The organism is Methanobacterium subterraneum (assembly GCF_002813695.1).
Classification (GTDB): domain Archaea; phylum Methanobacteriota; class Methanobacteria; order Methanobacteriales; family Methanobacteriaceae; genus Methanobacterium; species Methanobacterium subterraneum.
This window is the reverse complement of sequence record NZ_CP017768.1, coordinates 1336641-1361790: the sequence shown is the minus strand read 5'-3', so window position 1 is coordinate 1361790 and position 25150 is coordinate 1336641. Positions and strand designations below refer to the sequence as shown.

At 40.2% G+C, this 25150-nt stretch carries 29 protein-coding genes; 18 read left to right on the top strand and 11 right to left on the bottom strand.

The window, feature by feature from the left end; translation table 11 throughout:
- Nucleotides 1-3 precede the first annotated feature (3 nt).
- Nucleotides 4-585: a DJ-1/PfpI family protein gene (locus BK009_RS06530; RefSeq protein ID WP_100905753.1), complete on the bottom strand. Its 582-nt coding sequence runs from the start codon at nt 583-585 to the stop codon at nt 4-6.
- A gap of 317 nt (nt 586-902) precedes the next feature.
- Here BK009_RS06530 and BK009_RS06525 point away from each other — a divergent pair, with 317 nt between their 5' ends.
- The 3 genes from BK009_RS06525 (at nt 903) to BK009_RS06515 (ending at nt 3494) form a co-directional block, all read left to right on the top strand.
- Nucleotides 903-1829: a DMT family transporter gene (locus BK009_RS06525; RefSeq protein ID WP_236950960.1), complete on the top strand. Its 927-nt coding sequence runs from the start codon at nt 903-905 to the stop codon at nt 1827-1829.
- Between the two features lie 80 nt (nt 1830-1909).
- Nucleotides 1910-2560 (top strand): DedA family protein, encoded by a 651-nt coding sequence (locus BK009_RS06520; protein ID WP_100905755.1) that lies wholly within the window; start codon nt 1910-1912, stop codon nt 2558-2560.
- 532 nt (nt 2561-3092) lie between these two features.
- A complete protein-coding gene (locus tag BK009_RS06515; RefSeq protein WP_100909732.1) occupies nt 3093-3494 on the top strand; it encodes a DUF5518 domain-containing protein in 402 nt (133 codons plus the stop codon).
- Nucleotides 3495-3640: 146 nt separating this feature from the next.
- Here the strand turns inward: BK009_RS06515 and BK009_RS06510 are convergent, their stop codons facing one another.
- Nucleotides 3641-4066, bottom strand: a complete 426-nt coding sequence (locus tag BK009_RS06510; RefSeq protein ID WP_100909275.1) for a hypothetical protein — start codon at nt 4064-4066, stop codon at nt 3641-3643.
- A 298-nt stretch (nt 4067-4364) separates the two neighbouring features.
- Here BK009_RS06510 and BK009_RS06505 point away from each other — a divergent pair, with 298 nt between their 5' ends.
- Nucleotides 4365-4871 carry a PRC-barrel domain-containing protein gene (locus tag BK009_RS06505; protein WP_100909274.1) on the top strand — a complete coding sequence of 169 codons (507 nt, stop codon included), beginning with the start codon at nt 4365-4367 and terminating at the stop codon, nt 4869-4871.
- Nucleotides 4872-4980: 109 nt separating this feature from the next.
- Here BK009_RS06505 and BK009_RS06500 read toward each other — a convergent pair whose 3' ends face one another.
- Together BK009_RS06500 and BK009_RS06495 are read right to left on the bottom strand one after the other, a co-directional pair.
- Complete coding sequence (locus BK009_RS06500) at nt 4981-5550, bottom strand: nucleoside/nucleotide kinase family protein (RefSeq protein ID WP_100905758.1); 570 nt, start codon at nt 5548-5550, stop codon at nt 4981-4983.
- A 14-nt stretch (nt 5551-5564) separates the two neighbouring features.
- Nucleotides 5565-6215: a diacylglycerol/polyprenol kinase family protein gene (locus tag BK009_RS06495; RefSeq protein WP_100905759.1), complete on the bottom strand. Its 651-nt coding sequence runs from the start codon at nt 6213-6215 to the stop codon at nt 5565-5567.
- Between the two features lie 344 nt (nt 6216-6559).
- Between BK009_RS06495 and tmk the strand changes: the two genes are divergently transcribed.
- Nucleotides 6560-7135: a dTMP kinase gene (gene tmk, locus BK009_RS06490; protein ID WP_100909273.1), complete on the top strand. Its 576-nt coding sequence runs from the start codon at nt 6560-6562 to the stop codon at nt 7133-7135.
- Nucleotides 7136-7277: 142 nt separating this feature from the next.
- On the opposite strand, the gene BK009_RS06485 is transcribed toward tmk, so the two are convergent.
- From BK009_RS06485 to mcm, 5 genes are all read right to left on the bottom strand, one after another.
- Nucleotides 7278-7517, bottom strand: a complete 240-nt coding sequence (locus BK009_RS06485) for a hypothetical protein (protein WP_394340070.1) — start codon at nt 7515-7517, stop codon at nt 7278-7280.
- 157 nt (nt 7518-7674) lie between these two features.
- Nucleotides 7675-8634: a tyrosine--tRNA ligase gene (locus tag BK009_RS06480; RefSeq protein WP_211290129.1), complete on the bottom strand. Its 960-nt coding sequence runs from the start codon at nt 8632-8634 to the stop codon at nt 7675-7677.
- Nucleotides 8635-8691: 57 nt separating this feature from the next.
- A complete protein-coding gene (locus tag BK009_RS06475) occupies nt 8692-9762 on the bottom strand; it encodes a 60S ribosomal export protein NMD3 (protein ID WP_100905761.1) in 1071 nt (356 codons plus the stop codon).
- Between the two features lie 76 nt (nt 9763-9838).
- Complete coding sequence (locus BK009_RS06470; protein ID WP_008515652.1) at nt 9839-10246, bottom strand: translation initiation factor IF-2 subunit beta; 408 nt, start codon at nt 10244-10246, stop codon at nt 9839-9841.
- An 87-nt stretch (nt 10247-10333) separates the two neighbouring features.
- Nucleotides 10334-12346 carry a minichromosome maintenance protein MCM gene (mcm, locus tag BK009_RS06465; protein ID WP_100905762.1) on the bottom strand — a complete coding sequence of 671 codons (2013 nt, stop codon included), beginning with the start codon at nt 12344-12346 and terminating at the stop codon, nt 10334-10336.
- A gap of 464 nt (nt 12347-12810) precedes the next feature.
- On the opposite strand from mcm, the gene BK009_RS06460 reads away from it, so the two are divergent.
- Complete coding sequence (locus BK009_RS06460; protein WP_100906967.1) at nt 12811-13245, top strand: hypothetical protein; 435 nt, start codon at nt 12811-12813, stop codon at nt 13243-13245.
- Nucleotides 13246-13409: 164 nt separating this feature from the next.
- Here the strand turns inward: BK009_RS06460 and BK009_RS06455 are convergent, their stop codons facing one another.
- Both BK009_RS06455 and BK009_RS06450 read right to left on the bottom strand, forming a co-directional pair.
- A complete protein-coding gene (locus BK009_RS06455) occupies nt 13410-14033 on the bottom strand; it encodes an RlmE family RNA methyltransferase (RefSeq protein WP_100905764.1) in 624 nt (207 codons plus the stop codon).
- Entirely contained in the window at nt 14030-14557 is a 528-nt protein-coding gene (locus tag BK009_RS06450) for a metallophosphoesterase (protein ID WP_100905765.1), read from the bottom strand. The genes BK009_RS06455 and BK009_RS06450 overlap by 4 nt, the downstream gene beginning before the upstream one ends.
- A gap of 322 nt (nt 14558-14879) precedes the next feature.
- Between BK009_RS06450 and topA the strand changes: the two genes are divergently transcribed.
- From topA to BK009_RS06390, 12 genes are all read left to right on the top strand, one after another.
- Nucleotides 14880-17027, top strand: coding sequence for a DNA topoisomerase I (topA, locus tag BK009_RS06445; RefSeq protein WP_100909272.1), 2148 nt, complete (start codon nt 14880-14882; stop codon nt 17025-17027).
- A gap of 230 nt (nt 17028-17257) precedes the next feature.
- Nucleotides 17258-19654 (top strand): STT3 domain-containing protein, encoded by a 2397-nt coding sequence (locus BK009_RS06440; protein WP_100909271.1) that lies wholly within the window; start codon nt 17258-17260, stop codon nt 19652-19654.
- Between the two features lie 178 nt (nt 19655-19832).
- Entirely contained in the window at nt 19833-20927 is a 1095-nt protein-coding gene (locus BK009_RS06435) for an OBG GTPase family GTP-binding protein (protein ID WP_100905768.1), read from the top strand.
- Nucleotides 20928-21056: 129 nt separating this feature from the next.
- A complete protein-coding gene (locus BK009_RS06430) occupies nt 21057-21833 on the top strand; it encodes a sulfide-dependent adenosine diphosphate thiazole synthase (protein ID WP_100909270.1) in 777 nt (258 codons plus the stop codon).
- A 108-nt stretch (nt 21834-21941) separates the two neighbouring features.
- A complete protein-coding gene (locus BK009_RS06425; RefSeq protein WP_100909269.1) occupies nt 21942-22499 on the top strand; it encodes an adenylate kinase family protein in 558 nt (185 codons plus the stop codon).
- A 218-nt stretch (nt 22500-22717) separates the two neighbouring features.
- A complete protein-coding gene (locus BK009_RS06420; RefSeq protein ID WP_100909268.1) occupies nt 22718-23062 on the top strand; it encodes a ribonuclease P protein component 4 in 345 nt (114 codons plus the stop codon).
- On the top strand, nt 23055-23288 hold the full coding sequence (locus BK009_RS06415) for a YhbY family RNA-binding protein (protein ID WP_100905772.1): 234 nt from the start codon (nt 23055-23057) through the stop codon (nt 23286-23288). Before BK009_RS06420 ends, BK009_RS06415 begins: the two co-directional genes overlap by 8 nt.
- 13 nt (nt 23289-23301) lie before the next feature.
- Nucleotides 23302-23739, top strand: a complete 438-nt coding sequence (locus BK009_RS06410) for a 30S ribosomal protein S19e (protein WP_100906962.1) — start codon at nt 23302-23304, stop codon at nt 23737-23739.
- A 46-nt stretch (nt 23740-23785) separates the two neighbouring features.
- On the top strand, nt 23786-24136 hold the full coding sequence (locus BK009_RS06405) for a DNA-binding protein (RefSeq protein ID WP_100905773.1): 351 nt from the start codon (nt 23786-23788) through the stop codon (nt 24134-24136).
- Nucleotides 24133-24735, top strand: coding sequence for a DUF7411 family protein (locus BK009_RS06400; protein ID WP_100909267.1), 603 nt, complete (start codon nt 24133-24135; stop codon nt 24733-24735). The genes BK009_RS06405 and BK009_RS06400 overlap by 4 nt, the downstream gene beginning before the upstream one ends.
- The gene (locus tag BK009_RS06395; RefSeq protein WP_048200264.1) at nt 24722-24877 is read left to right on the top strand and encodes a 50S ribosomal protein L39e; all 156 of its coding nucleotides are present in this window, start codon (nt 24722-24724) and stop codon (nt 24875-24877) included. The genes BK009_RS06400 and BK009_RS06395 overlap by 14 nt, the downstream gene beginning before the upstream one ends.
- Nucleotides 24878-24903: 26 nt before the next feature.
- The gene (locus tag BK009_RS06390) at nt 24904-25149 is read left to right on the top strand and encodes a 50S ribosomal protein L31e (RefSeq protein ID WP_100905775.1); all 246 of its coding nucleotides are present in this window, start codon (nt 24904-24906) and stop codon (nt 25147-25149) included.
- Nucleotide 25150: the final 1 nt, after the last annotated feature.

The following is a 25150-nucleotide window of genomic DNA, read 5'->3' as shown; positions in this document are numbered from 1 at the left end:
TAGTCAGAGATTATCATTCAGGTTTGGGGTTTTAAAAAAATCATACCATCTTTTCAAAGTATTCTCATCATAAATGCTCAGTTCACCCAGTATATCCCGGGCGAATTCCACCGAAGCTATGCCATTGGCGGTGATTATTCCCTCACTGGAAACAGAAGGCTGATTAACATATAAATCATTGCCCCTGTATTCTCCTATTAAGTTTTTAAGGTAGTTTCTACCGTTACTGGTGTGGGCCACATTTTCTATGAATCCATGTCTGGCTAAAAATACGGTGGGTCCGCATATGGCAGCAACTGGTATCTTAAGGTCAATGAATTTCCCCACCACCGGGAGGAGATCCATCACTGGATCGTTTTCCCACATTTCACCGCCAGGTAAGACTAGAATGGCCGCTTCACTGTAGTCAATCTCATTAAGGGCACAATCAGGGATTATGGAAACACCGCCCATTGTAACCGCAATGTCCTGACTGAAACCAACTGTTTTAACCTGATAATCAGCGGATTTATTCATCTCAGCCAAGGCCAACCCTGGCTCCCAATCCGATAACCCATCAAATACCAGTAAATAAGCTGTTTTCATGATTAAAACTCCACAGTCTGTTATTTCCCCACATCTTATTAATAATCACTTGAATAGCTTTTATTTCAGTAGCTTTATTTCAGTAGCTTTATTTCAGTAGCTTTATTTCAGTAGCTTTATTTCAGTAGCTTTATACTTTATTTCAGTACTTTATTTCAATAATCTTAATAGTGCTTTTATTGGCACGATTTTGTCACCATCCAATATGTTTACATGTAATCTTTTTAAATCATTTATAATAATCCACTAACTGGCATAGATTTAGGTACTTTAATTAGTTTAACAATTATCTTCACAGTTATGGGGAATCTAAGCAGGTGGCGATTTTGAACCGTTTTTGGGGATATTTAAGTGCAGTAATGGTTGCATTACTATTTGGAATTTGGTTTTCTCTGGATAAGATTTTACTGGGTTACCTACATCCCCTGGCCCTGGCCGCATTGATTTATCTTCTGGCAAGTGCATTTCTATTTTTAATAAGAGTTTCACCCCTGCATCATAGTTTGCTGGAAATCGTCCACCGGGAAAGCAAGGTGCAAATCCACATTTCACGAAGAAACTACCTGACCCTATTTTTAACAGCCATATTTGGGACCGTAATTGCCCCTGTATTGTATTTAACTGGTTTAAATCAGATAACCGCTGTTAACGCTGCTCTTTTAACCAATGTTGAAATACTGTTCATTATTCTCCTGGGCATATTCTTCTTAAAGGAAAAGGTTAAGGCCAAAGACATCGTTGGATTTATTTTTTTACTCATAGGGGCCATATTCCTGAGCACCAATAACTTACAGGATTTGACTTTTGACCAGAGTTTAGTAGGGAGCCTCCTGGTGGTTTCAGCATGTTTCTTTTGGAGTATGGATACAACTCTAACCAAATTCTTAAGTAACAAGAGGGATATATTTCTCCTCACCAGTCTTAAATGTGGAATTGGAGGGTTAATCTTATTTTTAATAAGCATTTTCCTGGGATTAAACTTCACACTTCCCTTAAACATGGTCCCGGTGTTGCTGTTCATTGGTTTAGGTTGTATGAGTTTTTCAATAGTTCTCACCTACATTGCCATCCGTGAAATAGGATCCACCCGAACCGGATCCATATTCTCCACCAGCTCCCTCTTCGGAGCAGTAGTTGCATTTATTATTCTGGGAGAGTCTTTAGAAGCCACTCAACTGTTTTTTGGTATTTTAATGTTCTTGGGCATACTAATATTATACAAAAACGGGAATAAAATTAATTAAGAGTAGAATTCATCAAGAACCCAATCAATCAATAGTAATGTTAAAAATACATCAGGAGAATCAGGTAATCAGAGGTTAGTATGTTTAGAGAGATAATCAGTATTTCAGAATCTTTCATTATCAGCAATGTATCCTGGGCAGTGTTCTTAGGCTGTATTCTGGAACAGATAATTGTTCCCATCCCTGCCAGTTTAATAGTTTTAAGTTCCACTTTCATCATCCTGAAGGGAACCAGCTTTTCATTGCCTGCAGTGTGGACTTTGCTGGTGAAAATTGTGATCCCTGCCTCACTAGGGATTACCCTGGGATCCTTTGTTTACTATACTCTGGCCTATAAACTGGGAACACCATTCATCGAACGAACCAGCAAATATTTGGGAGTTTCAGTTAATGATGTCTTGGATGTGGAAAAAAAGTTCAAGGATAGTCGTTATGATGACATCTTCATGTTCCTGGCCCGTTGTTTTCCAGTGATCCCCAGCATAGCCATCAACCTTTTCTGTGGCTTAATCAGGTATGACCTTAAAAAATACATCATCACCACATTCCTGGGTTCTGCAGTGCAAATTTTTGGCTGGGGAATGCTGGCCTGGTTTGCGGGAAATATTTACCTGATTCTGGAAGATAAAATAGCTTATATGAGTAACATTGTCACTGGAATCATTATTGTGGCGGTTGTATATTTCATAATCATGAAAAGACGTGGCAAAAACCGGAAAGATGGTCCTTAGAATGGATAACTCCCAGTGTTTCGACCACTATTCATTGTTATAAAATAAGTTATAATATGGGTTGGCACATCCACAACTTGTTTGAATTCCAAAAAAAATATTAATTTATTTTTATTCAAGGGGAGGATGGAATTTGTTATTTTCCTTTTTAGTATTGACCTAATCTGGGCGCAATTTGAGAGAAATTGGTAGAAAATTTGGAATAATTATTTAAACAATCTTCCTAAAAGGATTGATGTGGATTTCGTAAAAAGACGAATTCGGAGATATAAATGAATAAAATGCATTCGAGGTGGTTACTTTAAAGAATTTCAATGATCTTAATAAACTTAATTTCGCCTATGGGGAGTATTTTCCCTTCATTTCATCTATGTGCTTGAATCAGTTACTTGAAAACTTAGTCAGGGTTAACTCTTAGTGTAATATCACCTCAAAAATATGTTTAGTGATTTGAAGACCAACATTCAAATATCCATCTTTTTTTGAGGGTTGTAAATTTAATATGAATACTTTAAAATCAGGAGTGGATAGTGTGATTAAAGAGATTTTGAAATGGAGACCGGTAGCAATTGGAGTGGCAATGGTTTTAACACTCTATGTAATTTCAGACATTATTTCCGGAATAACTTTAGTATTACCCACCTTTTTACTGGCTGGAATTGCAGTTGGCTTCATTATAAATGAAACAGAAAAGAATGGAGCTATTAATGGAGCTATACTGGGTTTGATTGGAGGGGTAATAGTTAATGGAATCCTAATTTCAATGATGTATCTGCAAGGATACGGAGACTACCTGGTTAGCATAATCAGCACATGTCTCATTTATTTAGTGCTTGAAATTGTTATTGCTGCAGTAGGAGGAGTTTTCGGATCATTGATTAGATGCGAATTTGATAAGAGTGAAATGGAAGAGTTTGAAGCTAGTGAAGATTAAAAAAATTAAATATTTTTTTTCTTTTTTGGATAATCTTCCATTTTTTTTTTTAATTGAAAGTTATTTTTTGGATTAGGAATTAGAATTATATTTTTTTGCACAATCTAAGAACAATTATTTTTGAAAGTAACCAACTGGTAATAAACTCATTTTTTAAGATTTTCTAACCATTCAATTGCCTCTTCGGCTATGTCTTCAGAAATATCCTCAATCCAGTCCTGTTCACTCCAGGTGCACACATCTTCTTCTTCAATATCTCCCACCATATCTTCCACACGGTCCTGGTCAGTGAACTCACCTAAAACTGATTCACAAAAATTGAACTCTTTATCATGATTATCGAATAAAACATCCCAGCTTTCAGTTTCCCGGAGCTCCCAATACCAATAATAATTCCTAACGGTTTCTTCACCTGGTTTCTGTTCATCAAATGATTCTTCCTCTTCATAACCAATAATAAGAACTTTGTTTTCGTCTAAATAGATATGTTTCTCCCATACATCCTTTTCAATCTGTGTTTTTTCCAGTTCTGTCTCTTCTATTCTTTCTACCAGTTTGTCTTTCCCCATCATTAGATAACCCCTAAAGACATAATCTACGAAATATGAAAGATTTTCCATAACTATTATGTTGAGAATTGCACTTATTTTTTTATGTGTAAGAACGGTAAAGGCAATTTATGGGATGTTATATTTGGGAGTATATCCCATTGTTTGAACATTTAAAATTACCATCACTCCTTCTAATTTTATAAAATCCCTTAACCGTCATTAAACAGTGAAAAAAATACCATATAAGAATAATACCCATAATCTATTATATCATTAAGAAGATAAAAAATATTAAAAAATATGGAAGTGGGTGTAAAAAATGAGAGTCAGTGACTTTATTGGAATGAAGGTTATAGATATTGGTGCCAAGGAAGTGGGAAAGGTGGAAGACCTGGCTGTTACAATAAAAAAATGCATGGTTGAACAGATATTCATAGCCACAGGATCTGCCTTGAGTAAAAAGTATTTTGCAGTTAAAGAGGAGGACGTAGCTGCTATCGGGGACTATGTTCAGCTAAAATTCAATGGGGAAGTGCTGGAGAATAAGATCAAAGTGGATAAACTAGATGATCTAGCCTCTAAAGAAAAAAGATTCAAAAATTTGGAGGGAAAGGTAGTTCTCGCAACGGAAGGTATGGAAATAGGAAAGATACAGGATATGATCATTGATCCAGCCGGATGCCTAATCCATAATGTGGTAATTTCCATGGGCGGAACCTTCAATCGGAAACAGGTTCTAATCTCCAGTGATGATATTGCCGAAATTGGGGATTACATGATACTGAAACTTTCCAAAGAGCAAATTGAGGAAATGGCTGTGGATTAAACTGCATCTTTTAAAATAAATTCTTTTTTTTATTCCTAAATCATTATTTTAATGTTTGTTTAATAAAGATTATCCTTAAAAAACCTAGAATATCCATTGAAATACTATTTCAGCATGGTTTATCCAATTCATCCAAAATCTCGTTTATCTTTTGATTTACTTCACCAATACTCCCTGCCGTGTTAATGATATACCAGCCCTGGGCCAATTTCAAAGCCTTTTCCCGTACCTTAATGAGATCATCCCGGTTTTCAAACATTTCTGTTTCCTCACGGGAGGACATTCGTCTGAGGGACTCTTCTACTTCCAGATCTAAGAAGAACATATACTGTGATGTGGGAAGGATCCTGGTGAAAAAACTGTAAAGAAGCTGTGCCAGGGGAAGGGGCAGGTAAGCTAACCCCATCAGGTAACGGACCATGATAATGTTATCTGATTTACCCTTATATTTTCTAACAGAACGGATAACATCCAGAGCATAATAAATTGAAGCTTTGATTCTATTCAATTTTCCCCGGCCAAGCAGGGCCTTTTTGGCCTTTAATCCATAAGAATTGTCAATAGAAGGGTGTTCCCTGAGAATAACACCCTCCCCGCGGGATATGTATCTTTTTTCAATAAATTTCGCTTGAGTACTCTTCCCAGAACCGTCAAGTCCGTCAATAATAATAAAACGCATATTATCCTCTAATATTAGATGGTCAGTAAAATATAAGTTATAACTGCTGAAAAACAGGCTGTAATGTTATCCAGGCCTTTCGGTGTCAGTCCTTCCAAGATGGTGGCTACCATTGCCACCGCTACTATTACCAGTGGATTAACTGGCACTGCATAATAGGCTAAAACTACCCATAATACGCATACGAGTACTATGAACATGGTCAGGGATCCTTCCAGGCTTTTGGTGTCTCCGGAGAGGTTGTATTTAATTTTACCATACTTCACACCAACTAGTGAGGCCATTCCATCACCGTAGGACATGGCAGCTATGCCCACGGCGATAATCCAGGGCTGATCAAAGAAGATAATGGCCAGAACTGTCCAGGAGATGGCATAATAAACCAGGCCCAGACCATGACCGGAACTGGATATTCTGTCTTTTATCTTCAATGGGGAATAAGGGCTTATCAGAAAAGTTAGGAGAATAAATGGGGCAGCCACTAAGAGGGCCATAACCCATCTTGATTGGAAGAGGGGTAATATGAATAAGATGTTCCCTACCATGATGTGCAGGAACTTTCTACTGAAATTAGGATGTTCTTTAATCAATTTCTGGGAAATCACCAGTAAAAGTATCACGTATGCATAAACCAGTATTAAACCTATGATATCGCCATTATCCATGATTCTTTAGTACTTCCTCCACCTATAAGAGAATTTGGATTTTCAATCACTGAGTCACGGGCATCATCAGATTAAATAATTGAAACAATAATATTTTATAATGATTTAACAGTTCAGGGGGATTAAAAATATATTTTAAATCTATTATTACCCGGGATTATTTATAATTCAGTTAAATAAATTAGGACGCTTTAAATAATTTCTTTTTATTGGTTAAATTGGAAATGAAAATATTATGAGATTATGGTTTGAAATATTTTGGGCGGTGAAAATCTCACCTGCTTTTCGAGTGGATCCTGGGAATTTCCCAAAGTTTATTAGTTATTTTGAGGATAGGAAAAGCTATGTACATCTGTTTGGAGGGAATTGATGGTTCCGGAAAATCCACACAACTGGAACGTCTGGGTAAATGGCTGGAAAATTGTGGTTTCACCGTAACCCGCATTAGAGAACCTACTGATTCACCAGTGGGTAGGTTAATTAGGGTGATGCTTCAGGACCCTAAGGCACAGGATGAAGGTTTCCAGAGGACATTAGCACTTCTCTTTGCTGCGGATCGAACGCTTCTCATGGATAAGATCCATGCAGAGGAAGAAATGAAACGGATTGTTATCAGTGACCGTTCATTCTACTCCAGTCTGGCTTACCAGAATGGTGAAGAATGGATAGCTCAGATAAATCAGCATGCCCTGGAACCGGACCTGGTAATATTACTGGATCTGGAAGTTGGAATTGCCATCAGTAGATGTGATGGTAATGACAGTTTTGAAGATGCGGATTTCCTGGAGAGTGTCCGTCAAAGATACCTTAAACTGGCTCAACAGCATGGCTTCATGGTGGTTAATGCTAACAATGGGGTTAACAAAGTTCAAGATGATATAAAAAGAATCGTTGCCCCTAAACTGGGTATGTGCATATAGTTTCTCGTTCTGAAAAATGAGAAGTGGACATAAGATCTTGGATGGAATTTAAAAAACAAATTTGAATTAAAGTAATAGACTAAACTGGATCAATTCAAAAATTGATAAGAATCAAAAAACCTAAAAAAAGGATTCAAAAAATTTAATCATTTTTTTCAAGTTCTTTTATACGCTGATTAAGGGCTTTTACAATGTGGTCTTGGGCATTTTCCAGATTTTCTTTCTTCCCATAGAGTAAAGGGCCGTCATCAGTGGTTTTTAGTTCCAAATCGAATTTGGTTATGACTTCAGCCATTATCCTTTCAGTAATTCCCGGGGGAATCCGCATCTCATACAGCATATCTTCTCCCATCACATCTTCTTCTATTCTATCTTCTGCCATAGATATCGCCTCAATATTTATGAAAAATCAATTAATTTTATTATTCTCTTATTTATTCAAATCTCCTCTAATTTCTTATAGTTCGGCTTATAATTTTCTCTTTAACCTGTACTAATAATTAATCTTTTAGGATATCAAGTATGGAATAATTTACTTCTCAATTTTTAAGAAAATCCCGTACTGGTTCTAGAATATCCGCCAAACACTCCGCAACCCCATTTTTTAGATCGAGCGGATGTAATTCTCCATCCCCATACATTTGTTCCAGTTCTGTCTGGGTTAATTCCAGGTTTCCCCCAAACTTCTTGGGTCGTTTTATAAGCAGAGTGTCTCTTTCACTGAATATGAAATGATGGGCTATCTCCAAAACTGGATTTCCATCAACTTCCCCTGCAGGGCAGTAACTCTTTTTGATCTTTTCAGTGATCAATGCTGGTTCATCATCAATGGCTATGAAGTTCTCTTTACTGGAAGACATCTTATCCGAGCCATCAGTACCGTGCAGTAGGGGGGTGTGAATACACACCGGTGACTGGAATCCCAGTTTAGGCAGGTTGTCCCTGGCCAGCATATGGATCTTACGTTGTTCCATACCTCCCACTGCCAGGTCTACTCCTAAAAACAACATATCCACCACCTGCATCAGGGGATAGATGACCTCTGCCACTTGATGGTCCTCAGCATCCCTGGTTATCTGGGCCATGCTCCTTTTAGCCCGGGTTAAAGTAGTGGAAAGGGCTAACTGGTAAACTTTCATGGTATAGTCTTCACCGGTCTGAAAACTACTGCCCAAAATGAATTCAGTATCTTCAGAGAGCCCTAAAGCCCGGAAACAACGCTGGTTGTATTCGGAAATCTTTTTGATTTCCTCTAAACTTCCCTTACCATTGAGGTAGGCATGAAGATCTGCCAGGAGAATTTTTATCTTAAAACCTGCCTTCTGCAAGTCTATCATCTTCTTCACAGTGATGGCATGTCCCAGATGCACCTTTCCTGATGGTTCATATCCAATGTAGGCTGTTCTTTCATCTTTTTCCAGTTTACTTTTAAGTTCTTCTGGAGTTACCACTTCCAGGGCGCCTTGCTCTATAGTGTTCATTGTAGAATCCATGTCCATTGTTGTCACCATCATGGGTTTTATCGTAGTGATTTTAATATTAAATTAATCTAATTATCAATTATCTTTTATTATATCCTTTTTAGGGGGGATAATGTACAGTTTTCCCTTTATTTCAATTACTTCCACTTCTTCCCCGATATTTAAGTCAGTTAATCCCAGGATCATAGGTAAATCCAGGGGTTGGTAGGTTTCAGGGTGTAATAACTGTATTTCTGTGGGGGATTTGGAAGTAACTGTGGTTGTTTTCACATCTTCCCTGCTGGCCACCTTTTCCAGATTATCATATTGGCGCCAGGATATGGATATATTCTCCAGTGTTCCCAGGTCCATGGAAACAATCTTTCTCCCATTCAAATCAATTACCTGCCCTATATGATTTTCATGGGCCAGAAAGTCCCCTTTCTGGAACATGGGGAGCCTTAGGGAGATCCATATTCGATAGAGGTCCTTCCCTGCAGATTTGTCCCGGCCCATCAGTCGGGGTGATTCTCCCATCATTCCCCCCATCTGCTCTTTGAGGGCATTGGATATCTTCCGAGCAGCCTTGTATGATCCGAAGTAGTAATCAACTCCCTCCTTAAGCATTAACCTTTGGGATAAGTAAGCCATTCGGTTGGTGCGGGAGAGTTTTTCAAGGAGATTTTTTATAATCCCATCCACGGTCTGGATTTCTTCATTACTCAAGAGTCTTTCGTCTGCTCGTAACTGCAGGACTGCTTCGTAGTATCCTGAGGCATACTTACTGCATTCTGGGCAGGCGTTACGATTAATTTTAACATTAACCTTAAATTCCCTTTCAATGGGCACACCTAAAACCGTCCCGTTGGCTTTTACCAGGAGTTCCAGGAGGGATCCCCTTTGATTAATGAGATCTATTTCCAGCACCACATCATCAGCATTCACGTCAGTTACTGATGCTTTGGCTATGGTCTCTGCAACTAAATCTTCTTCTGATTGTTTTGTTTCCTGCCATCTATCTCCCATATGGAGGGATGAACAGTGAGCACAAACTTCAACCTCTAATTCGGGGGGTATGCTGATTAATTTATTATTAGCAGCAAAACAGGAATGGCAGAGACCTTCAAACAGTTTTTCGTCTTCTTTACCGCATTCAATACAGAACATAGTATCTAGATCTATAATATTTATTTAACAAAAATTTTTTCTAAGTTTAAAAAAGTAATAGAATAAAAAAAGGGAATTAAAGGGTCTTTAGAGGAGCCTTAGCGCCGCATGCCTCACATTTAAGAAGGAATATGCGGTCTTCCCTTATTATTCTGGTATCTGGCCGGTTACACTCATGGCACATGATGAACCGTTGCACGTAGTCCTCCATCCGCTCGTTAATGAGGTAATGGGTGAATTTTCCCTGCATAATAGCTCGGTTTCCTTCCAGGTTCCCAGCAGTACCCAGTTCCCTTAACAGGAATTTAAGGATGTGTTGTGGGTCCCGGTTCATGGCATCGGCTATTTCTCCAAAGTTCTGGATTATAGTCCGGTTTCCCTGGATTATTGAGTAAGCCTTAGGTACTGAGAACCTTTTGGTCTCCAGTGCTTGTGGCGGTAATTGTTCAATGGCTCGATCCAGTAATTCTTCATAATCGCTCATATTTGATACCTCCTTCAACTAAAATTCGCGTAAAACTGGTTAAACTAAATTTAACTTAAATAAAGAAAAATTTAACATAATTCCAACTCAGGCAACTCTAAGGTAACCTTGCTGGGGTTCGTAAATGATTCCTTTTCGTTTCAACTGACGGATCAGGTCTTCTACCTTCTCCTCGCTCATGTTATATCTATCTCGCATTTCAGTTATAAGTATATTGGTGGGTGCTCGTCCGCCGTACTCTTCTTCCAGTTCTTTGATAATTTCCTGCACCACCCTGATCTTGTCTCGATCAGACTTGGGAGTACGACCTTCCACCTTGTCAATATCCACTTTACCCGTCTCTGGATCGTATCCTACCTGTTTGAGACAGTTCTCCTGGAGGGTGACAGCCCGTTTAGCATCTTCACGAGTAACTTCGGCTCCCAATCGAATTTTAGAGCTTGCTTCGGCTAACCGGACCAGAGCTTCCAGCTGTCTGGCTGTGATAGGCACTGGAGAATCTTCATCAACAGACCCACCACGCATACCTACGTAAAACTCTCGAAGCACATCCATGGCCTCGTTGGTTAAGTGGGGGTGGACATTTCTCCGGGCATAAGCAATGTATTTCCTGAGAAGTTCGGGTTCGATATCATATGGTACTGCAGTATCTCGGTGTGTGTTAAGAATGTGGGTGGCCAGTGCGCTATCTTTTTCAATATCTGGCTTATCTTCAACTACAAAAGTGAGGTCAAAACGTGATAAAATTGTGGAAGGGAGATTAATTTGTTCTGCTATTGATTTATAGCGGTCAAAACGTCCGAACTTGGGGTTTGCTGCTGCTAAAACTGAGCAACGTGAGTTTAAAGTGGCCATGATCCCGGCTTTGGCTATACTGATGGTCTGTTGTTCCAGGGCCTCGTGGATGGCGGATCGATCTTCTGGCCGCATCTTGTCCAGTTCGTCCACACAGACATTACCTTTATCCCCCAGGACCAGTGCACCTGCTTCTAATGACCAACCACCGAACTCATCCCTAACAGCCGCAGCAGTTAAACCTACTCCACTGGTACCCTTTCCACTGGTGTAAATACCACGCGGGGCCAGTTTAGACACGTACTTGAGCATCTGAGACTTACCTATACCCGGATCCCCCACAATGAGTATGTGTATGTCTCCCCTGATTCTGGTCTTATCGTCCAATTCTTTAGCAGATCCACCGAATAATTGTAGGGCTATTGCTTCTTTCACTTCCCTGTATCCTTTTATGGATGGTGCGGTGGAGTTGATTATTTTATTGTAAACATCGGGATTGGCAGCCAGTTCTTTGATTTTTTCCTCATCTTCCGGGCTGATCTTTAACTCTTCGAACTCCTGTTCAAGGGCACTGATGTAGTTACCATAAATGTAATTATGAAAACGTTTTGTTTTCTCATCCCGAACGGTTTTCATGGTTCCAGTGATTCTAACCACGTCTCCAGGGGTTACAGTGTCTACCAAGTCGTCTTCCAGTACCACGTTGATCTGACGGGGTTGTTCCCCTCCAGAGAGGTTTTCCAGGGGTTCCTGTACTTTGGTGTTTTGGGTGTCCATGAACTCTGATTCTTCCTGGAGAATACGGAATGACCGACCTCCGCATTCCTGGCAAAGTGCGGGTTCAGTGACTAAATTGCTTTTTTGCTGCACTTCATGTAGCCTCATACAACTACGGCACTCAAAAATGGCTTTTAAAATTCGGGGCCTGATTTCATCGGTTTTTCGTACAATTCCATCCACTGCTACGAACTTACCTATGTATTTGCTGCGCAGAAAGCGTAGAGGGATGTTGTTACGCACATTTTCGAAGCGAATATGAAGCTCCGCGTTTTTTCTAAGGGGGTCAATGTTTTGAACGGCCTTGGAAGCGGCTTTGATTACTTCGTCTGGTTTTTCGATTATCAGGTCGGCCAGGTCCGGGTCGAACATCTCTAGCTCTACGTAGTCCACTAACACTGATCTGTCTTCGGGATATTTCTCCAAAGCTTCATAAACAGTGTCTTTATACTTGGTACTAAAGAACTCCTCGAACTTGGCCACAGGATTTTTAGTTTTGTCAGTTGTAGATTCGGCTGAAGTTTCCATCGACTAACTATAATATCTTCTATTATAAAAAAATTCTCATGAAATATTAAACTTATTAAAAAAAGCCAGTATTGGTTTTAAACCTTTTAATTTTTTCTAAATTCTTTTAAACTAATTTTAATCTATTTAAAACTCTTTCAAATACTTATATTGTTAATTAAATGAATTTGGGCAACAAGAAATAGTAATAATTTATAAAATTATTATAATAATATTATTGGGTGAGGTATTTTATATAAAGGAGTTGTTTTGATATATTAGCTAGGAATAGATAAACAGAAACATTCGTTGGAAAGAAATACATGATAATAAAAAAATTATCTGCTATAAAATAAAAATAAATATGTTGATTCAAGGAATGTGGGAATTAACTGATAACTTCTACTCTCTATAATTTAATACAATTCCTGTTTAAATTTTGTTTATTGAATTTACTAAACAAAGTTCAGTTCCAAGGTGAATAAATGAAAAGATCAAGGTTAAGAATGTTCAAGGTTACTTCCATGACTATTTCAGTTATGGGGGTGTTGATGATAGTGGCCACAGTGGCCATACTGGCCTACTTTGGATTCCAATCACTTTCATCTTTCATATCGGACGATGCTAGCTCTAATAATGCTAATGAGCAATTAGTATCTCTTAGATCAGAGTATTCAAGTCTAAAAACTCAATTTGATAATGTTAAGATTCAGGTTCAAAAAAGTTCCAATACCAAATTGAAAGAGGATTATAATACTGCAGAATTGGAGTTGATTAAAACTCAGTCCGCTATTGGTGATGTTGAGAGTGCTATTTCAGTGGGTAAACCTGCTGATGAGGTGACCGCAAGGATTGAAACCGCCAAGGTCCAACTGGAAAAAGCTAAATCCAGTTTAACCGGTATAAGATCAAGAATATAACAACGGGATGGTATTTAATCTAGATGAATTCATTCACTAAACCGGATATTCTATATTAAATCCCATTTTTTTTGATTTTTAAATTCAAATTTGTGATATAATAGTTATTGATTCAGTTTAGGGATAACTTAACTGGTATATCAAAAAACTTTAATTTTAATAACCTAATTCTGTTTTCCCGCTCTTCTAAAACCTCTCCCTACTATGTACATTTCTCCACTTTTTTTACGTGAAGATGGTGGTTTGGTGGTTCTCACAGTTTGGAAATTTCTTTTAACCTCCTTCAGGAGTTCAGGATAGCCTTCCCCCTGGAAAACCTTCATAATTATGTTACCTTTATATTTAAGGACACTGTCGCTAATCTGCAGTACAGTTTGTGCCAGGTCCATGACTCGGAGTTGATCCAGATCCTTAATCCCGGATAGTTTAGGGGCAGCATCGGATATGATCACCTGGGCCTTACCCTGCAGGGTGCGTTTAATCTCGTTAATAGTCTCTTCCTGGGTGAAATCCCCTTTTATACCCCAGAAATTTTCTTCAGGGAAGGGTTTTATCCAGTTAAGATCCACAGCAATCACTAAACCATCTTCACCTGCTGCTTCCAGGGCCACCTGGGACCATCCGCCAGGAGCAGCCCCTAGATCAACCACAGAATCCCCTTTTTTGATTATTTTATATTTACGGTTTAATTGTAATAGTTTAAAGGAAGCTCTGGAACGGTAATCCTGTTTTTTAGCTTTCTTATAATACTCATCATTTCGATGTTCTTGATTCCATTGATTCATTATAATCTTTCTCCTTTAAAATTAAGTGCTTTACAGATTGGATCCCCGATTTTAACTATCTTAGCATCTAATTTCCTTTCTTTAAGGTCTATAATCATCACTGATGGGTCTGATAGTCGGGGCACGGTGGGGCTTCCAGGGTTAAGCAGTAACATATCGGGTAATTCCTTAATGAAGGACCAGTGGGTATGACCAGTTATTAAAACTTCCACTCCCATCTCCAAACCAATGTAACGTAACTGCTGAGTGTCTCCCCGGGGATAAACTTCTCCATGGGCCAAACCAATTGGGATGCCTTCCAAATCCAATTTTTCTCTTTCAGGGAGTTTTAATCCCTTGTAGCGATCCATATTGCCCTGAACACAGATGGTGGGTGCTATTTCTTCCAGTTGATCTTTAACCTGGAGTGAAACAAGATCTCCAGCATGTAATATAAGATCTACATTTTCAAAAATTTCAAAAACCTTTTCCGGGATATATATGGATCTCTCTGGAATGTGAGTGTCTGAAATAACGCCAATTAACATTCAAATCTCCTAAATAGCTGTTAGATTTTTAATTTTTTAATGAATTTTTAGAAATTGAAAGGCATGGGAATGATACATATTATATTCACATCTATCTACCAGTATCCAACCAAGTTCTTATCATAACCTGATGGTATAATGTTAGTTATATTGCAGTGGGCATTATCCTACCAACTACTATTATATAATATATGTAATATGTACCATAATTTACCATATTATTTATAATCAACATATCAGATTATATTGGATGGTATGTTATTGGTCAAACCAGATTATAATTATTATTAAATATTGAATTATTATTATTTAAGTGATTTTCATGCACGAAGTTATAGTATGCGAGAAACCTAAGGCATCTGAAAAGATAGCTGGTGCCATACCTGGCAAAGCAGTAAAGAAGAGTTATAAAAAAGTACCTTACTATGAAATAGAAGAAGGTGGGAAAAAAACCACTGTACTTTCGGCAGTAGGTCATTTATACTCTTTATCTCCCTTAAAAAAGGAAAAGGGACGTATGTTTGAAGTGGGGTGGGTGCCACTCTATGAGAAGGATAAAAGCAAAAAGTATGTGAAAAATTACATTGATGCCATTAAAAAATTCTCTAAAAATGCAGATAGGTTCATACATGCCTGCGATTACGATATTGAAGGTACATTAATCGGATTCAATGCTTTGAAGTATGCCTGTGGTGAGGATAGTATTGATAATGTGGTACGTATGAAATTCTCCACACTTACCAAGGAAGACCTGTTAAGAGCATACAATGAACCAATTGAACTTGATTTCAATCAGGTGGATAGTGGGGAAGCTCGACATGTTCTGGATTTCATCTTCGGAGTGAACATATCCAAAAACCTCACGGATTCAGTGATGAAAGCCACCAGCCGTTACATACAACTATCTGCTGGCCGAGTTCAAACCCCAACACTAGCCATCCTGGTTGAAAGGGAGAAAGAAATACAGAGCTTCATCCCAGAACCATACTGGCTTATAAAGGCTAAAATCGAAGGAAATATAATTGCCGATCATAAGAAGGGTAAAATCTTCGATAAAAAAGTCCAGGATGAAATACTGGCAGATTGTGAGGGTAAAGATGCCAGGGTCAGTAAAATTGGTATTAAAGAAACCCCACAGTTACCTCCGGTTCCATTTGACCTTGGTTCTCTGCAATCTGAGGCTTACGGAGTTTTTGGTTTCAGTCCCAAGAAAACCCAGTCCATTGCCCAGAATCTCTATGCGGAAGGATATACCTCCTATCCCCGTACATCATCTCAAAAATTACCACCTAGCATTGGTTATAAGAAGATACTAGGGCAACTTCAAAAGAACGCTGCATTCAGAAAACAAATTGAAAAGCTCAAGGAACCAATCAAACCTCGTGAAGGTAAAAAAACAGATGAAGCTCACCCTGCCATCCACCCCACCGGCCTGATTCCTAAAGGGCTGGGAAGAGACTATCAGAAACTCTACGAACTTATTGTATACAGGTTCATCAGTGTTTTCGGTGAGAATGGTCTCCTGGAAACCATGAAAACCCAACTAGATATTGGGGGTCAGGAATTCAGCTTCAGCAGGAAAAGAATGGCAAAAATGGGTTGGAGAGAACATTACCCCTACCGTAAAGTGGAGAACGATGAGTTCCCTGCACTCAAAGAGGGGGATTGCCTGGATGCCAGGGCATACTCCGAGGAAAAGGAAACCAAACCTCCAGCCAGGTATAATCAGGCTTCACTCATCCGTGAACTGGAAAAACGTGGTCTTGGGACCAAATCAACCCGTGCTAATATCATATCCATCTTGTACGATCGGAAATACGTTGAAGGTCAAAAGATCTCAGTCAATCAGTTGGGTGAGCACCTCATTGACACCCTCAAAAAATACTCGGAGAAAATAACCAGTGAAGAACTCACCCGCGAATTTGAAACCAAATTAGAGGGGATAATGAAGGCTGAGGTTAAAAAGGATGAGATAATTACTGAAGCCAAATCAGAAGTAAGTTCCATACTGGATGATATCGATGCTAACAAGATGAAAATTGGGGAAGAGCTCTACGCTGCCTACCGGGAGAGCATGATTGTGGGTAAGTGTAAATGTGGTGGTAACCTCATCATGATCAACTCACAGAAAGGCGGTAGCTTTGTGGGCTGTACCTCATATCCCGATTGTAAATCAACCTACTCCATGCCCAGGGGTGCTACAGTTCTTAAAACAAAATGTGAGGAATGTGGCCTTCCAATGATCTCCTTTGGAAAACCCAGACAGAGGGCCTGTATGGATCCTAAATGTGGCCGTGACGGTGATGAACCTTTACAGAATGAAGTGGTGGGAGTCTGTCCCGACTGTGGGAAGGATCTCATAAAAAGAAGGGGAAGATACGGTGAATTTGTGGGATGCAGTGGGTTTCCACGATGTCGCTACACCCGTTCACTGGAAGAAAAGCAGGAACCCGCAGATGAAAAGTCTTAAAAAATCTTAAAATTTCATCTTTTTATCATTAATTCATTTTTTACCTATTATAGAATTTTTTTGGGTAATCTGTTATTAAATCCAAGAGTTGAGACTCTATCCTAGTAATACTAAAACTGCCAAAGGCTTATACTTTAAATAGTTAAAACATCCCAATATTAGATAAATAGACTAACACGTTTACAAATCAATCCTAATTCAACAAAAAGGTGAAATGGGGAAAGAACAATATGGACGCAAAGAACATCTTAACTAAATTAAAACCAATCATAATTGTCCTACTTTTATTTTCTTTAGTATTTTTCCTCCGGGCACAGGCAGCTGACATCCCGGGAGTTCCTGACCAGATGAAAGTATACTTCCAGGAGGATACGGGTCTCCCTTACTTCAGTGAGATGGACTCGTATTATAACTTCCGTTTAACAAACAACTTCGTGGAAAACGGCCGTTTAGGGGATACCACCATAAATGGTACAGATTGGGACCTGCATTCATACTTTCCTCCAGGAAGATCTGCAGAATATCCGCCCCTCATTGCATGGATCACGGCATTCTTCTACCAAATAGCCAATTTATTCGGAGATTTCCCCTTACTGGTGGTCAGCTTCTGGACACCAGCTATCATAGCTTCACTGTGTGTCATACCTGCCTACTTCTTCATAAAGGGAATAAGCAATGAGTATGGTGGTATAACTGCCGCAGTGTTAGTGGGAGTATCTACTTTCTATTTCTCCCACACCTTCGCCGGTTTCTTCGACACCGACATGTTCGGTATGATCCTACCCCTTCTGGTTGTATGGTTCTTCAGTGTTAGTATCACGACCACTGAAAGCCGGAAGAAAATGTTATACGCAGTTTTTGCCGGTATTTCAATGTTAATATTCTCCCTGGCCTGGCAGGGCTGGTGGTATATATTCTACCTGGTGGTGGGAGTCACTGTACTGTACATGCTGATCTCCAAGTATATCTTTGAAATGGATAGCTTCCAATCATGGAGGGGATACTCCAGCAAGAAGGAATGGTTATTAGGACAACCAGTCCTACTTCCACTGGTCATATTCGTGGGTTTAAGCTCGGTATTGATGTTCTTATTCTGGGGAAATTCATTCTTCACTTCCCTCACCGAGCCATTAAGTGTAATCCAACTTCAAGCAGCAACACAGACCAGTGCATACCCTAATGTATTCATATCTGTAGGTGAACTGCAGATTCCAAGTGCAGCCACCGTGGTGGCAGATGTGGGAGGAATCTTCCCATTTGCCTTTGGAATACTGGGGCTGCTACTGATCTTCTGGAACTTAAGGATTAAAAAAGCCAAGGGAAAAACTAAAACCAAAACCAAAGTTTCTAAAAAGGAAAGAATAGCAAAAAGGAAATCACGTAGAAGAAAAGAAGAACCACAAGAGGTTAAACCTGAGCAAACTGAATTGGGGAGCATTATACCGCCTGAAAAGAGAGGTAATTACCTGTACTATGCCATTCTTTTCTCAGTATGGTTGTTAATAACAGCTTACGCTTTTACCAAGGGTGTAAGGTTTTTGGAAGCATTTTCACTCCCTATAGCGCTTTGTGCAGGAATCTTTGTAGGGTTCATTGCTGATTATCTGAAAACCCAAATAGAAAAACCACTCTTCCACACAATTGCCATGGCTTTAATATTGGTGCTGGTGTGTTTCGCCCCGGTAAGTTCTGCAAACACAATATCTAACTCCGTAATCCCTGGAACTGATGATGCCATGGTAAATACACTTACCTGGGTAAAGAACAACACACCATCCAATGCAGTGATGACCTCCTGGTGGGATTTCGGACACCTCTTCGCAGCCAAGGCAGATAGAGGAGTCACCTTTGACGGAGGTTCACAGAACAACGCACGCGCATACTGGGTTGGTAAAGCATTATCTACCAATAATGAAGCCCTCTCGGCAGGTATACTTAAGATGCTGGCCTCCAGTGGAGATAATGGTTATAATACCCTGGAAAACTACACCAATAACACGGGAAAAACTGTGGAAATCATGGACAAGATTCTGGTTGCTGATAAAACTTCAGCCCAGAACATAATGACTACTCAGTACGGATTGACCACTGAACAGGCCCAGAATGTATTACAATACACCCATCCTGCAAATAGCACACCCAGCCTATTCGTCACCAGTCTGGACATGGTTGGTAAAGCAGGTTGGTGGTCCTACTTTGGAAACTGGAACTTTGACAGTAAAAATTCCACTAACTACATCTATTCCCTGGCCCAGGCCAATGCCACCACGGAAAACAATGTGGTCACCATCCAGGGTGAAAACAATGTAACGGTCCAGATCAATGGTACAGGGGTTACTGGGGGTATACAGGTCAGTCCCAACAAAATTGCCCCACCTCATCGCCTGATTGTCGTTACCGATGGAACCACTGCTGTGGACACCATTGTTAACAACCAGAGCACATTTTCCATATTGGTGATTAAACAGGATGACAACCTGATTGCAGTGGCCATGAACAAGGAACTGGAAGATTCCATGTTCACCCGATTGTTCTTCATGCAGGGAGCCGGATTAACCCACTTTAAACTGGCCCACAAAGAACCAGCTAAAGGAATATCAGAAGTAATGGTGTGGAATGTGAGTTAAATAACCCCATTCCCTCACTTTATTATTTTTAATTAAAACCTTTTTAAGTGGAAAATCAATACTAGAATTAAGTGTAAGTTTTTAAGACAATTGCACTACAAATAGTAATATAAGAAATTTTTTAGAATATTGATAATTTGGAATTTGATAATCATATTCTTATTTTAAAGTGAGCTTTATGGACATCGAAGACAGGATCCGCAAGATCGAAGAGGAGATCACCAAAACCCCTTACAACAAGGCAACCTCCCATCATATTGGGAAATTAAAGGCAAAAATCTCCAAGTTAAGGGAGGAATCAATAAAAAGAGGTTCATCAGGTACTAAAGGGAGAGGGTTCACTCTTAAAAAGAGTGGGGATTCAACTGTGGTTCTGGTAGGGTTTCCTTCAGTGGGAAAATCCACCATACTCAACCAGATCACCAATGCCCAGTCCAAGATAGGGGCCTATGAGTTCACCACCCTGGATGTGATTCCCGGGGTTATGGATTATCGTGGAGCGCAGATACAGATATTCGACATTCCGGGAATAATAACCGGAGCTTCCAAGGGAAAAGGAAGGGGAAGGGAAATCCTTTCAGTGGCCCGGAATGCGGACCTTATAGTCATGGTTCTGGATGTTTTCAACCCCCATCACCAGGATCTTATCCTGGAAGAACTCCTTAACATTGGAATCAGGCCCAGCCAGAATGCGCCTGATGTCACTGTAAAACGCAGGAAAATAGGTGGAGTTAAAGTTGCATCCACAGTACCCCTTACCCACATGGATGATGGAACCATCCGTTCCATACTCAACGAGTACGGTGTGCACAGTGCCGATGTTCTCATCAGGGAAGATGTCACTGTGGATCGCTTCATAGATTCACTGGACAACAGTATCGTATACATCCCCCTCCTCCTGGTGGTGAATAAGATCGACCTGGCAGATGCATCCTACCTGGAAGAACTCCAAGAAAAAATGGGGGATGCACTCTACATTGCTGCGGATAAGGGAATGATGATAGATGAGCTTAAAGAAGAAATCTTTGACCATCTTAAACTAATCCGAATTTATCTGAAGCCTCAGGGTAAGAAAGCCGACCTGGAAGATCCTTTAATTGTGAGGAAAGGTTCCACTGTGGAGGATGTTGCCGGTAAGTTACACCGAGATTTCCTAAAAAACTTCCGACATGCAAAGATATGGGGTAGCTCCGTGAAATTCCCCGGACAAAAAGTAGGACTGGACCATGTAATGGAAGATAAGGATGTTCTACGATTAATCATCAAGAAATAATTATATTAATAGTATTCCTTAAGAGTAAAAGACCTTGAATTGGAATTATTTCGTTGGATAGACAATTGTCATGAAATCATAATTAAAATTGTAAAAATCAATATCAATCACAACCTATGAGGTGGAAAAATGAAACTGGATGATATCATAGTCTCAAAGGGAATAGTTGCCGGATACATGGAAGAATTACTGGATTACATGGAAATGGATGTGGCTATAGGTGGAGGGGGCCCATCAGGTCTCACCGCCGGATACTACCTGGCCAAAGCAGGGCTGAAAGTAGCTTTGTTTGAGAAAAAACTCAGTATGGGTGGTGGAATGTGGGGTGGGGGTATGATGTTCAACAAGATAGTAGTCCAGGAAGAAGGAAAACGAATCCTGGATGAAATGGGTATCCGAAACCAGGAATATGAAGAAGGATACTACCTTGCCGATTCTGTGGAATCAGCTTCCACCATCTGCTCCAAAGCCTGCCAGGCGGGGTTGAAAGTCTTCAACCTCATGGAAATTGAAGATGTGATGATCAAGGGGGAAGGTGTGGAAGGGTTGGTAATCAACTGGAGCCCGGTGGAAATGGCAGGTCTGCACGTAGATCCCATCACCGTCGGTGCCCGGGCAGTTATCGATGCCACAGGACACCCCTGTGAAGTGGTTAAGGTCCTGGAAAGGAAAATGGAAGCACCCCTTAAAACTGAAACCGGCAAAATCATGGGAGAAAAGTCCATGTGGGCTGATGTAGCTGAACAGAACATAATGGGCAATGTGGGTGAAATCTACCCTGGAATGTACGTTACTGGAATGGCAGCCAACGCTGTGCACGGTTCACCACGTATGGGTCCCATCTTTGGGGGTATGCTTCTATCTGGAGAAAAAGTGGCGGAGATGCTCATTGAAAAGCTGAAATGAGTAAATGGGTGCAATGGTTGTTTAAACTATAATGCGCAAATGGTTATTAGAACCTAAATAGGTAACAATGGCTATTAAATCAAAACTAATTAATATGGTGGTAGAAGAATGATTTTAATCCTCACAGGAACTCCTGGAACTGGTAAAACCACCATCTCCTGCCTTCTCGCTGAAAAACTAGGCTACCAACTGGTGGATGTAAACCAACTGGTAGATGAAAAACACCTCTACACCGGTTTAGACCCTGAAAAAGACTATAAAATTGTGGATATGGAGGCTTTAGAGGAAGAACTTCACAAGATCCTTGAAGAGGATCATCTTGGAGCTGATTCTGATGAAAAGTTCGGTATAATAATTGAGGGACACCTATCCCATTATTTCCCCCAGGCTGATCTGGTGGTGGTCCTCCGTACTGAACCCAGCATTCTCAAAGGAAGACTCCAAAAAAGAGGCTGGAAAGAAACTAAAATTCATGAAAACCTGGAAGCAGAGGCCCTGGATATTTGCACATGGGAAGCCCATCAGATACACAGCACCAAAGTACATGAAATTGAAACCACCAACTTAACTCCTGAAGAAGCAGTTAACCTTATTTTAGAAGTTATTGCAGGGAAAAAATTATTCCCTGTTGGTGAAATTGATTTTTCAGGATATCTAGGTGGATAGTGTGTATGGGGGTTACGTGAATCCATGTAACCTTTAGTAGGGAAAGCTTTTTAAGGGGTAAAAAGATAAACTAATACATTATTCTTAAGTACATTCTCAGCTTTTAGGAATCAACCCCTAAAAATTCAGATTCTGATGAACTTAAGATCTCCGTATTCTGGCATTCTAATGTTTTACAAGAGGTATATACGTTGAGAAGGGGAAGAAGACCGCGATGGATGATAAAAATAGCCCTAGAGCGTATGGAAATCCTCTTACAACGTGCTGAGGAAGAATTTGCTCTTCATCCTGAGCGTTCCCATAGATACGTGGAAATGGCCCGAAAAATAGCCACCAAGTATAACCTGAAAATGCCATCCTCATGGAGGGGAAGGTTCTGCCGGAACTGTAATAAATTCCTGAAACCAGGTTCTAACTGTCAGCTCCGTTTGAAAGATTCAATGGTAAACATAAAATGCATGGAATGTGGAGAAATTATGAGAAAGCCTTACATGAAAGAAAAAAAGGCAAAACGGAGGAGTAAAATTGAATCCCGCACATTCCAAGAAGGAACTGATGCATAGATCCCTTTCAACCATCACCCTAAACATAGGCAAATCCGGAGTTAACTCTGGTGTTATGGATGAAATCAACCGCCAACTCAAAGAAAGAGAAGTGGTGAAGCTCAGATTTTCAAAGGGTATATCCCCTGAGAAAGAAAACTATATTACCCACATCATCGAAAAATCAAATGCTAAACTCATTGATTTTCGAGGTAACGTTGCAGTAATCTTCAAAAAAAAGAGATAATTAGGAGGATAATATGACTACAATTTACGATGTACCTGCCGACTCGCTCATTAGTCAAGTCGCCAAGGAATTAAATGAAAACAAAAAGATAACCCCCCCAGAATGGACTCCATTCGTCAAAACAGGGGTTCACAAAGAGAGAAGACCTGAAAACCCTGACTGGTGGTATGTGCGATGCGCATCCATACTTCGCCGGGTTTACATAGATGGTCCCGTGGGAATTAACAGCCTAAGAACTTACTACGGTGGGAAAAAGGACAGAGGCACCAGCCCTGAAAAATTCAGGCGAGGTAGTGGCTCTGTAACTCGAACAGCCCTTCACCAGTTAGAAGACGCCGGGTTTGTTGAAAAACGAGAAGACGGACGTGTGGTAACTCCTGCTGGAAGGTCTTTCATGGACAAAGCATCCTTCGAGTTAAAAAAAGATATTCCTGAACTGGCAAAATATTAATGAATCAACATTTATTGGTATGCTTTATAGGATCGGGAGGTATTAGATGAGCGATATTGAGGAAATAAGGCGTAGGAGAATGGAAGAACTGCAACAGCAGGCAGCAGCTCAACAGGCTCAACAGCAATCTCCAGATGCCCAATCCCAGGAACAAATGCGCAGGGAGATGGAAGCTCAGAAGAGACAGGCAATGATGCAGATACTCACCCCTGAAGCACGCAGTCGCCTGGCTAACCTCCGTCTCACCAAACCCGAGTTCGTGGATCAAATCGAAATGCAACTCATTCAACTAGCCCAGATGGGCCGGGTGCAGTCAAAAATTACTGACGAGCAGCTTAAAGAGTTACTCCGCAAACTAGCAGGTCAAAAAAGAGATATTAACATCACTTGGAAATGAAAGCCGCGGTACTCTATAGCGGGGGTAAAGACAGCTCGTTAATGGCTGTCATACTAAAACGCTTAGGATATCAGGTGGACCTTTTAACAGCCAATTTCGGTTTTTATCCCTCCTGGAAATCAGCAGCAGAATCTGCATCCGCATTGGGTTTCAAACACAGTATCCTGGAAGCAGATCCCAATCTCCTGGAGGGAGTGGTGGACTTGATCCTGCACGATGGATTTCCCAACCAGGGGATTAACCACCTGCACCGGGAAGTATTAAAACTGGCCGCAGAGAAATATCCTTTAGTGGCAGATGGTACCCGCAGAGATGATAGGGTGCCTAAGCTAAATCAAATGGAAATACAAAGCCTTGAAGATTCTAAAGGTGTCCAGTATTTGAACCTTGCAGGATGGGGTCATAGAACTATAAAACAGTTGTCAGAACAATTTTTCAACCTGGTGAAAGAACCCACCAGTATGGAAAACAATTCTGACTATGAGATTGAAATAAGATTTCTCATAACCAATCGTGAAGGTGAGGAAGCAGCTAGTAATTTATTCCCACCACACACACAATCAAGAGTAATAGGATGGAGAGAAGATGAGCAGAAATAGACCATTAGCCAAAAAGTTAAGAATGGCAAAGGCAGGCAAGCAGAACAGGCGAGTGCCTCTATGGGTTATGATGAAGACCAATCGTAAGGTCAGAACTCACCCGAAGATGAGACACTGGAGAAGAAGTAGTCTAAAGGTATAAATATTGAATACGAGGAGTGAACAGAGATGGAAAGAGTTTACGTTATACCCCTTCGGGATGCAAAAAAGGCACCCCGTACCAAAAGGTCACCTAAAGCCACCCGTGTGGTAAGGGAATTCATCCAGAAACACATGAAATCCGAAGACGTCAAAATGGACGAATCGGTAAATGAAAAAATATGGGAAAGGGGAATTCAGAAAATACCCCCTAAGATCAAGGTTAAGGCAACCAAAGAAGAAGATGGTTCCGTTCTGGTCACCCTAGCTCAGTAGG